Genomic DNA, 7,066 nt, shown 5'->3' on the forward strand with positions numbered 1-7,066 from the left:
GTGATGGTGCCGGGGTTCCACCTGGAAGGGCCGTTCCTCAATCCGGCATCCGGCTATGCCGGCTGCCATCCGCCGGCGGCGATGGTCCCGCCCGATCCCGCGTTGCTGGAACGCCTGACACGTGGCCTTCGCCGTCCGGTCCTGCTGCTGACCCTGGCACCCGAGCGGGCGGGGGCCGGGCAGGTTGTGGATTGGGCGCGGCAGGCGGGGATCGTGGTCGCCATGGGGCACAGCGCCGCCGGATTGGACCAGGTGCGGCAGGCGGCCGCGGCAGGGGTCTGCCTGAGCACGCACCTGGGCAACGCGCTGCCGCAGCCTCAGCCGAAATTCCTCAATCCGCTGATGGCGCAACTCGCCGAGGACCGGATGTCGGCCAGTTTCATCGCCGACGGGATCCATGTGCCGCCGCATGCGCTGAAAGTCATGCTGCGGGCGAAAGGGCCTGGGCGGTCGATCCTGGTGACCGACGCCACGGCCGCGGCCGCCGCGCCGCCGGGGCTGTATCGGTTCGCCGGCATGACGATCGAGCATGCCGCCGACGGGTCGGTCCGGGTGCCGGGGACCACGACGCTGGCCGGATCGGCGTTGCGGCTGGACCAGGCGGTGCGCAACCTCGTTGCCTGGGGGCTGGCCGACGCGGCGGAGGCGATCGCGACGGCCTCGGTGCGTCCGGCCGCGCTGCTGGGGATCGATTGGGATTTCGGGCAGGTCTCGTGGACCGAGGATCTGCGGCCGGACCGGGTCACGCCGGGTGGCGGAATGATTCCGCCGCGTCGATAACGATTCCTTAACCCGCGTGACGCATTCTGCGTCGGCGAAAAGCGCGCGAGCGTCAGGTTCAGTGGACAGGATGGACCATTCCCTGGCTTCCCGATCCGGGAAAGGCCTGTCCACTGCCATGATCCTGTCCGCGAAGAACCGCCCATGCTCAGCAGCCTGATCGCTCCGCCCCTGTTCGGTGACGTGCCGCATGGCGCGGCCGAACCGTCCTGCCGGCTGTGCGGGGCGCGTCTGCACCAGTCGCTGTTGGACCTGGGGCGCGTGCCCCTGTCCAACCGCACCGTCACGGCCGATGAGCCGGACCAGTCGTTTCCGCTGCACGCCCGGATCTGCGAAAGCTGCATGCTGGTGCAGATTCCCGATGTGGCCGCGCCGGCGGTGCTGACGCCGCCCGCGCCGTTCCTGTCGTCGCGCTCCCCCACCGCGGTCGAGCATGCCCGCCGCTTCGCCGAGACGATGTGCCATCGCCTGTCGCTGGACGCGGATTCGCTGGTGATCGAGATCGGCTCCAACGACGGCTATCTGCTGCGGCATTTCCAGGCGGCCTCGGTGCCGGTGCTGGGGATCGAGGCGGCGGCGACGCCGGCCTCGGTCGCCAATGAACTGGGCGTGCCGACCGAGACCGGTTACTTCTGCGCCGAAACCGCCATGGAGATCGCGGTGCGTCACGGCCGCGCCGACCTGGTGGTGGCCAACAACGTGCTGCCGCACGTGCCGGACCTGTTCGATTTCGCTGCCGGGTTCGCCGGCATCCTGCGGCCGAACGGGGTGCTGGTGCTGGAGGTGCCGCATCTGCAGTCGCTGGTGCAGCGGCTGCAGTTCGACGCGTTCCGGCACGACACATATGCCTATCTGTCGCTGCAGGTGGTGGAGCGCATCCTGCGCTCCGTCGCGCTGCGCGTGTTCGACGCGGAGCGGCTGACCGATCACGGCGGCTCCCTGCGCATCTACGCTTGTCATGCCGTCAGCACCCACGGCGCTCGGCCGGGGCTGAAGGCGGTGCGCCAGGCGGAGGCGAACGCGCGGCTGCACCAGCAGGATTTCTATGCGGACTTCAACGACCGGGTGGCGACGGCGCGGGAGGAGGTGTCCCGCTTCATCCGCCTGCGCGCCGAGGCCGGACGGCGTGTCGTGGCTTATGGCGCAGCGGCGCGGGGGGCGACGCTGCTGAACCTGTGCGGGGTGACGGCGAACGAGATCGCCTGCGTGGCCGATGCGGATCCCGACAAGCAGGGCCGATTGCTGCCGGGTTCGCGCGTGCCCGTGGTGTCGTGTGAGACGTTACTGGATGATCCGCCGGACGACCTGTTCATCCTGCCATGGACGCACATGGCAGAGATTTCGTCTCGCATGCAACCGTTGCGGCAGACGGGGACCCAGTTCTGGGCTGCGATCCCGCGGCTGGCCCGGGTTTGAGGGCAGGCAGGAGGGATGCCGCGCGAGGCGGCGTCCCCTGCTACGCCCGGTAAGACGCCACCTTCTGCGCCAGGGCGGCGGCGTAGCTGTCGGTCGATGCCGTCCCGCCCAGGTCGCCGGTGCGGACCTTGTCCACGTTCAGCACCGTGTCGATCCCCTTCCGCAGCGCCGTGGCGTGGTTTTGCAGGCCGACATGGTCCAGCATCATCGCCGCTGCGAGCAGGATCGCGGTCGGGTTCGCCAGGCCCTTGCCGGCGATGTCGGGGGCTGATCCGTGCACGGCCTCGAACAGCGCGGCCTTATCGCCGATATTGGCCCCCGGCGCGGCACCCAGGCCGCCGACCAGGCCGGCGATCAGGTCCGAGAGAATGTCGCCGAACAGGTTGGTGGTGACGATCACGTCGAACTGATACGGGTTCAGCACCAGCTGCATCGCGCAGGCGTCGACGATCCGGTCGTCGCAGGCGACCCGGCCTTCGTATTCCTTGGCCACCTCCCGGCCAGCCTCCAGGAAAATGCCGGTCAGCGCCTTCAGCACGTTCGCCTTGTGCACCAGCGTCACCTTCTTGCGGCCCAGCTTGACCGCATGCTCGAACGCATAGCGGACGATGCGGCGAGACCCTTCGCGGGTATTGACGCCCGAGGACACCGCCACCGCGTGCGGGTCGCTGCCGATCGGGATGTAGTGCTCGAACCCGACATAGAGGCCTTCCAGGTTTTCCCGCACCAGGATCAGGTCGATGTCTTCGTACCGGCCGCCGGGCGTCAGGGTCTTGGCGGGGCGGAGATTGGCGTAGAGTTGGAACTCCTCGCGCATGCGCACGGTGGCGGAGCGGTAGCCGCCGCCCAGCGGCGTGCTTAGCGGCCCTTTCAGGGCCAGGCCGGTGCGGCGGATGCTGTCCAGGGTCGCTTTCGGCAGCGGGTCGCCGGCCGCTTCGACCCCGGCCATGCCGCCCTGCTGCACGTCCCAGTCGAACGGTGCGCCCAGCGCGTCGAGCACCTTCATCGTGGCGGCGACGATCTCGGGGCCGATCCCGTCGCCGGGGATCAGCGTGGCGGGGATCTTGTTGCTGGCAGGGGCGACGGTCATGGATCCACTCCGAACGGGGACGACGCCGCGTTTATAGGCCGCTGGAAACCCAGCGGAACAACGCGGTCGCGTGGCCGCCATGCACGAAACGCGCCGATCCGGTTGCGCAGGATCAATGCGGAGCGGAAGACCTGAAGCAGGATGGGCTCACATCATGCTTCAGGGTTTTGTTGAATCGCGCGATTCAGACCTGCGGCGATTCCGCCTACGGTCATCGCGCTTTAGCGGTTCATGCCCCGGACGGCTTCGACGACGGCGGCGGTGACCTCTTTCGTCGTCGCCTTGCCGCCCAGGTCGGGCGACAGGATGCCGGCGGCGCAGACCTGCTCCACCGCGCGCATCAGCAGGTCGGCGGCCGGTTTTTCCCCCAAATGCTCCAGCATCATCGCGCCGGTCCAGAAGGTGGCGACCGGGTTGGCGATCCCCTTGCCGGTGATGTCGAACGCGCTGCCATGGATCGGCTCGAACATCGACGGCGCCCGGCGTTCGGGATCGATGTTGCCGGTGGGCGCGATGCCCAGCGAGCCGGCCAGGGCGGCGGCGAGGTCGGAGAGGATGTCGGCGTGCAGGTTGGTGGCGACGACGGTGTCGACGGTCTGGGGCTTGCGGACCATGCGCATGGTCATCGCGTCCACCAGTTCCTTGTCCCAGGTCACGTCCGGGAAATCATGACTGACGAGGCCGGCGATCTCGTCCCAGAACACCATGCCGTGGCGCTGGGCGTTCGACTTGGTCACCACCGTCAGGTGCTTGCGCGGCCGGGACTGCGCAAGCTGGAAGGCGTAGCGCATGATGCGTTCGACGCCGCGGCGGGTGAAGATCGCCGTCTCGGTCGCCACTTCCTCGGGCAGGCCGCGATGGGTGCGGCCGCCCTGGCCGGCGTACTCGCCTTCCGAGTTCTCCCGCACGATCACCCAGTCCAGGTCGCCGGGGCCGACATCGCGCAGCGGGGAGGTGACGCCGGGTAGGATCCGGGTCGGCCGGACATTCGCGTACTGGTCGAACCCCTGGCAGATCTGCAGCCGAAGGCCCCAGAGCGACACGTGGTCGGGCACGTTCGGATCGCCCACGGCGCCGAAATAGATCGCATCCGCCGTGCGCAGCCAGGCCAGCCCGTCCGGCGGCATGAACACGCCGTGCTTGCGGTACCAGTCCGACCCCCAGCCGTAGTGGTCTATATTAAGAGTGAAGCCGCCGTCCCTGGAGGCGACGGCGTCCAGCACTTCCAGCCCCGCGGCGATGACTTCCGGCCCGATGCCGTCGGCGGGGACGGAGGCGATGCGGTAGCTGCGGGTCATGAACGTGCTCCTTCGGCTGCGGGAGCGTTCCTAGCGCCGGCCGGTCAGCCCAGCAATTGCCCGATCACCCGCGCGGTATAGTCGACGACGGGGATGATCCGACCATAGTTGATCCGGCTTGGACCGATGACGCCGATGGCGCCGACGATGCGTCCGCCCTCGCTGCGGGCCGGGGCGACGATCATCGAGACGCCGGAGGTGTTGAACACCCCGCTTTCGGCGCCGATGAAGATGCGCACGCCGTCCGACTGTTCGGCCAGTTCCAGCAGGCGGAGCATGGTTTCCTGGGCTTCCAGCCGCTCGAACAGCGACTGGATGGCGGTCAGCCGCTCGATCTGGGTGACGTCGGAGAGCAGCCGAGCCTGGCCACGCACGATGAGGCTGCCGGTGCGGCCCTCGCCGGTCCAGGTGGCGAGGCCGGCGGCGACGACCTGTGTCGACAGCGCATCCAGTTCGGTCCGATTCGCCGCCATTTCCTCGGTCACCGCTCGGCGCAGTTCGGCGAGGGAACGGCCGGAAAGCCGGGCATTGAGGTAGTTGCCAGCCTGCTGCAGGGCCGCGGGCGGCAGGCCGGCGGGGGTTTCGATGACACGGTTTTCCACCTGGCCGTCGCTGTTGACCAGGACGACCAGCGCGCGGCCGGGGCCGAGGGGGACGAACTCGATATGGCGGACCGAGCCCTCGGACTTGGGGGCGAGGACGAGGCCGGCGGCGGCGGACAAGCCGGACAGCAAGGAGGAGGCTTCGGCCAGCGTATCCTCCAGGCTGCGGCCGGCGGCGGCCAGCGCGGCGGAGATGGATTCGCGTTCGTCTTCCGAGAGTTCGCCGAAATTGAGCAGCCCGTCGACGAAGAGACGCAGGCCCTGGTCGGTGGGGAGCCGGCCGGCGGAGGTGTGGGGGGCGAACAGGAGGCCGGCTTCCGTGAGGTCGGCCATGACGTTGCGGATCGTGGCCGGGGAAAGCGTCATCGGCAGGCGGCGGGCGAGGGTGCGGCTGCCGACGGGTTCGCCGGTGGCGACGTATTGCTCGACGATTTCGCGCAGAACGGCGGCGGAACGGGCGTCCAGGCCAGGGGGGAGGGGCGGCGGCCCCGATGCGAGCCGGCCCACGAGAAAGTGACGTTTCACGGCGTTGCACTCATCACCAAAAAAGGTGTGCGCTCCTTAATGGTAGGTCAACCCCTAAACAATGACCTGATGCTGCGCTGCAAGAAAGAGTGCCTTGACACCGTCCAGGCCGGTATTTAGTTCCGATGATGCTTCTAATACACAAGGCAGTTGGCATGTTTTTTAGGTCAAAACCTCACATTGCATTATGACTAGTCCGCCGTCGCAGCTGCAATTTCCTTCGCCCAAAGACCCCCTGCCGTTTACTGGCGAGCGTTTTGTCTCGGGGACGCCCGGGGTCATCGAACATGAGCATTATCATCGATATTTGTTCCCTTCGCGTTATTGTGCGAGCTTGGACGTCCAGAACGTTGCGTGTGGCGAAGAATATGGATCATATCTTCCACGGCAGTGCGCGAAGAGTGTAATCGGCGGCGATATGAGTCGTGAAGCAACACGGTTTGCTCAGGCAGCATATGAGTCAAGCCGTGTTTCATTCGGGCAGTGGGGCGGGGTGGGATTGCCGGTCGAGACCGGATCGGTCGATCGGCTGGTCAGCCTCGAAACATTGGAGCATCTGGTCGGGATCAGCCATGTCCGACGTGGACCTGGCGGCGCCGTGCGGATCTCGACGCCGAACGAGGAAATCTGCAGCACCGACGCAGATCGCAACAATCTGTAATGCCGATTGCCCTTCCTATGATTTCTATGATGTCACGCTTCATGCGTGTACGGTCGATCCTGGTTTCCGATATAGAAATACTTTCTGTTGGGTCTGCGAAGAAGGGGAGGAAGCAAACGTTCGTCCGCGCCACTCGTCTCTCAACCGTCCCATTACCGATCGCCGTTCGACCGCTACTGCGGTGTTGTCTTCCTTTTGTTGATCCCCTAACTCAGGTTTGCCGGTCCAAGATGGACAACGCGGCCACGCCTCCATTTTCAATGTGTTCCGGGACATTCCTCGGCGAGTGCGGGGAAGGAGATTCGACTTGACGGTGGGTACAGGTCCGGACAGCGCCGAACCCGGCAGTGTCGCCCGGGATCGAGCTGTTGATGCATTGTGTATCGAGGATGAGATAGACTGGCGGCCCGAGTATCTGGCGCAAAGCGCGTGGCTTGAGCATATTCCTTTTGCGTTCTGGATCGTTAGGATACTGCGGCCGCGTTTGGTGGTCGAACTCGGCACGCATTGGGGCGCTTCATACGGTGCTTTCTGCCAAACGGTGGAGAGGCTGCGGCTCAATACGCGCTGCTATGCCGTGGATACCTGGCGGGGCGACGAACACACCGGCACCTATGGTGAGGACGTCTTCACCGGGATCCACTCGCTGAACGAGGCGCGCTGGAAAGACTTCTCAACGCTATTGCGCATGACG

The 7,066-nt window shown here is 66.5% G+C and carries 6 protein-coding genes and 1 pseudogene; 4 read left to right on the plus strand and 3 right to left on the minus strand.

All coding sequences use genetic code 11. The features are described from left to right. A partial coding sequence (locus VHB27_RS07480) for an N-acetylglucosamine-6-phosphate deacetylase (RefSeq protein ID WP_325598815.1) occupies positions 1–780 on the plus strand: 780 nt, incomplete at its 5' end. 144 nt (positions 781–924) lie between these two features. Continuing rightward, positions 925–2,196: a class I SAM-dependent methyltransferase gene (locus VHB27_RS07485; RefSeq protein ID WP_325598817.1), complete on the plus strand. Its 1,272-nt coding sequence runs from the start codon at positions 925–927 to the stop codon at positions 2,194–2,196. Positions 2,197–2,236: 40 nt separating this feature from the next. Here VHB27_RS07485 and VHB27_RS07490 read toward each other — a convergent pair whose 3' ends face one another. From VHB27_RS07490 to hrcA, 3 genes are all read right to left on the minus strand, one after another. Next, positions 2,237–3,286, minus strand: coding sequence for an isocitrate/isopropylmalate dehydrogenase family protein (locus tag VHB27_RS07490; protein WP_325598819.1), 1,050 nt, complete (start codon positions 3,284–3,286; stop codon positions 2,237–2,239). A gap of 221 nt (positions 3,287–3,507) precedes the next feature. Then, positions 3,508–4,584 (minus strand): tartrate dehydrogenase, encoded by a 1,077-nt coding sequence (locus VHB27_RS07495; protein WP_325598821.1) that lies wholly within the window; start codon positions 4,582–4,584, stop codon positions 3,508–3,510. Between the two features lie 44 nt (positions 4,585–4,628). Beyond that, positions 4,629–5,711, minus strand: coding sequence for a heat-inducible transcriptional repressor HrcA (hrcA, locus tag VHB27_RS07500; RefSeq protein WP_325598823.1), 1,083 nt, complete (start codon positions 5,709–5,711; stop codon positions 4,629–4,631). 187 nt (positions 5,712–5,898) lie between these two features. Here hrcA and VHB27_RS07505 point away from each other — a divergent pair, with 187 nt between their 5' ends. After that, positions 5,899–6,372: a class I SAM-dependent methyltransferase gene (locus VHB27_RS07505; RefSeq protein ID WP_325598825.1), complete on the plus strand. Its 474-nt coding sequence runs from the start codon at positions 5,899–5,901 to the stop codon at positions 6,370–6,372. A 307-nt stretch (positions 6,373–6,679) separates the two neighbouring features. Beyond that, positions 6,680–7,066, plus strand: a pseudogene (locus VHB27_RS07510) (hypothetical protein); the annotation flags it as partial.

This window comes from Rhodopila sp. (assembly GCF_035548235.1).
In the GTDB taxonomy this organism is placed as follows: Bacteria; Pseudomonadota; Alphaproteobacteria; order Acetobacterales; family Acetobacteraceae; genus Rhodopila.

Bases quoted from the DNA above. Each gene is read 5' to 3' on its own strand.
- VHB27_RS07485 (WP_325598817.1), top strand. From the start codon at position 925: ATGCTCAGCAGCCTGATCGCTCCGCCCCTGTTCGGTGACGTGCCGCAT.
- VHB27_RS07490 (WP_325598819.1), bottom strand. From the start codon at position 3,286: ATGACCGTCGCCCCTGCCAGCAACAAGATCCCCGCCACGCTGATCCCC.
- VHB27_RS07495 (WP_325598821.1), bottom strand. From the start codon at position 4,584: ATGACCCGCAGCTACCGCATCGCCTCCGTCCCCGCCGACGGCATCGGG.
- VHB27_RS07505 (WP_325598825.1), top strand. From the start codon at position 5,899: ATGACTAGTCCGCCGTCGCAGCTGCAATTTCCTTCGCCCAAAGACCCC.